Here is a 3,245-nt window from a genome sequence, read left to right on the forward strand (position 1 = left end):
GGGTGATTGATACGCTGATCGACCAATTAACCATGCACCAAGCTGACATGGTGACAACCCCAGTTACTAGCCCTGTTACTAGCGAGTCATTGAATAACAACAATGCCGAAACGCTGGCGCAAATGCTCACCAAAAGCGTGCATATTATCAATGATTTTTTGTATTTTAGTGATCACCATGACAGCTTTGATTCAGCCTCACAGCGGTATTTGCCCAAATTACTCTCAACCTTATCTGGGCTGCTTTTTACCGAGCCTTTATTATCCGAGCACGCGGCAGTGTTATTCCACACGGGCGACAGCCGTATCTATCGGCTACGACACAACAAACTGCGCGTACTCACCCAAGACCACAGACACAAACGAGGGCGAGACAAAGGCGCGTTAGCCGCTGCACTTGGCGCAGATGCCCATGTGGAATTACAACTTGCCCAAATTGATGTGTTGCCCGAAGATGTGTTTTTGATAATGACCGATGGCGTGTATGAATTTATCGGTGATGATGAATTATTGTTACTGACCCAATCGGCATTGGGCAAATTGTTGGCGCTGGATAATTCCACCACCCTAGACTTAGAAAATTTGCCAGAAACCTTGTGCCAAGTGGCATTGGAAAATGGCAGTAACGACAATGTCAGTTGCGTGATGATAGCCGTCTTGCCAAAAGTTGCGAGAATTTTGGCGAATGCAGATTTTGACAAAGCTGGCTTTGCCGAACATACAGACAATCGTCATGCCGTTACCCGTTTACGCATTCCACCTGTGCTAACGGCGGGCGACAAGCTTGATTATTTTACCATTGACAAAGTGGTGCAAAACACGCCACGCAGTAGCGTGTATTTGGCTACCGACAGCACCGCTGACACAGCCGATAATCAACGTATTATCAAAGTGCCATCTGCCTACTATGAAGACGATAGCGGATTTTTACGGCTGTTTTTAAAAGAAGAAAAAATAGGGTTAAGCCTCAATCACCCAAGCTTACTAAAATTTTACCCTAAACCGATGAATAGCCAGTATCTGTACCATGTCACCGAATTTTTGCAAGGCATGAGCTTGCGTGAATTTATCGACACCCAGCCGCCTTTGTCGGTTGCCCAAACCTTTGCTATTGTCAATCAAATCGGTATGGCGCTTCGAGCCATGCATCGTAATTATCTACTTCATCAAGATATCAAGCCCGAAAATATCATGCTGCTGCCATCGGGTCATATCAAGCTCATTGACTTTGGTTCGGTTGGCTCGTTGCTCTTAAGAACTGGGCATACACCGCCTGTGGGCGATTTGCATTATATTGCCCCCGAATATTTTAGCGATGCACCAAAAGGGGTGTATTCCGATATTTTCTCGCTGGGTGTGGTGACTTATGAGATGCTGACAGGGCTACAGCCATTTGATGTCGACACATTGACCACTGCGATGACTGCCCAAACCACCCAAAAACTGGCGTTCAAAAACGTGCGACAAGTGCGCACGGATTTGCCATTTTGGGTCAATGACGTGCTGATTCGTGCTCTGCAAGCAGATAGCAACCGCCGCTATCAGAGCATTGGCGATTTTCTCACCGACCTTGACCCCAAAAGCCATGCCGACGATAAAGCCAAGCAGCCGCTGATTGACAAACATCCTGTACTATTTTGGCAACTGGTCAGTGGCATATTAACGGTGCTGTTGCTCCTCACTTGGTTACTGGTTGCGTTAAATCACTAACAATGTGATTTACTTTTCTTAATAGACAATTAACCTATATTTTTTAACCCATTGAAATTTATAGTTAATTTAAATATTGGCATAAAGTTTGCTTATATAACAGTATAGAAAAACTTGGGATAATACACGCCAAAAGCCAGTCATTATCCTAGTCAAAAAGCCAATGTTTCGTTAGAAGGGATAAATACATGAAAAATCTTATCGTCATCGGTAATGGCATGGTCGGTCATCACTTTATCGAAAAAGCGATTGAAAAAAACTTGCACCAAATTTATCAGATTCATGTATTTAGTGCAGAAAAACGCCCAGCATATGACCGTGTCTATTTATCCAGTTACTTTGAACACAAAGACGCCAGTCAGCTTAATTTAGTGGATTTGGCGCACTATAAGCAAGCTGGGATTACCTTACATTTAGGCGAAGCGGTTAACCAAATCGATGCGCAAAGTAAAATCGTAACAACGGCCAAAGGCAATACGCTTAAGTTTGATAAATTGGTACTCGCCACTGGTTCTTATCCTTTTGTCCCGCCTGTCAAAGGCAACCAACATGCACACTGTCATGTCTATCGAACTATTGAAGACTTAGATGCGATTTTAGCAACTGCGGACAATCCACGTGTCCAACGTGGTGTGGTGGTTGGCGGTGGTTTATTGGGATTAGAAGCGGCAAAAGCCTTAGTGACACTGGGTTTAACCACCTATGTAGTCGAGTTTGCCCCCCAACTTATGGGCGTACAGCTAGATGCCGCAGGCGGAGAGTTGCTAAAGAAAAAAATCGAAGACTTGGGCGTTACGGTACTAACCGGTAAAAATACTCAGCAAATCATCGATAACCATGACGATGATGCTAGTTTTTTAACCATGCAATTTGCTGATGGTAGCTTGCTTGATACCGATTTGATTCTATTTAGTGCTGGGATTCGCCCTGAAGATACTATGGCACGAGATTCTGGGCTAAAACTTGGCGAACGTGGCGGTATCGTCATTGATGACACATGTCAAACAAGCGAGCCAGATATTTATGCGATTGGAGAATGTGCATTATGGGATAACAAAATCTACGGGCTGGTTGCTCCAGGCTACACCATGGCAAGCGTGTGTGCGTCACAACTGGCAGGTGAACATAATAGCCTGTTTGACGGGGCGGATATGAGCACTAAACTCAAACTGATGGGCGTGGATGTTGGTAGTATCGGCGACGCGCATGGCAAAATCAAAGACAGTTTAAGCTTTGTGTATCAAAATCCCAAAACAGGCGTGTATAAAAAATTAGTCACCTCGGACGATGGCAAACGCTTGCTCGGTGCGGTACTTGTGGGTGATACCGAAGATTACAGCAACTTGCTCCAGTTATTTTTAAATGGTATTGATTTACCCCTACAACCTGAAAGCTTGATTTTACCAAATGTCGAAAAGCCCATTATGGGCGTAGAGAATCTGCCTGATACCGCTACCCTATGCTCGTGCTATAACGTTAGTAAAGGTCAAATCTGCGCAGCAGTGGACAATGGGGCCATGACTTATGAAGACATCA

The 3,245-nt window shown here is 44.6% G+C and carries 2 protein-coding genes; both read left to right on the forward strand.

Features of this window, described 5'->3' with window-relative positions:
- Nucleotides 1-1,709 (forward strand): bifunctional protein-serine/threonine kinase/phosphatase (locus RT064_RS10910; RefSeq protein WP_313063387.1); only part of this gene is annotated, 1,709 nt, incomplete at its 5' end.
- 188 nt (nt 1,710-1,897) lie between these two features.
- Nucleotides 1,898-3,245 (forward strand): FAD-dependent oxidoreductase (locus RT064_RS10915; RefSeq protein ID WP_313063389.1); only part of this gene is annotated, 1,348 nt, incomplete at its 3' end.

The sequence above is a fragment of the Moraxella sp. CTOTU49097 genome (genome assembly GCF_032064105.1).
Lineage (GTDB): Bacteria > Pseudomonadota > Gammaproteobacteria > Pseudomonadales > Moraxellaceae > Faucicola > Faucicola osloensis_B.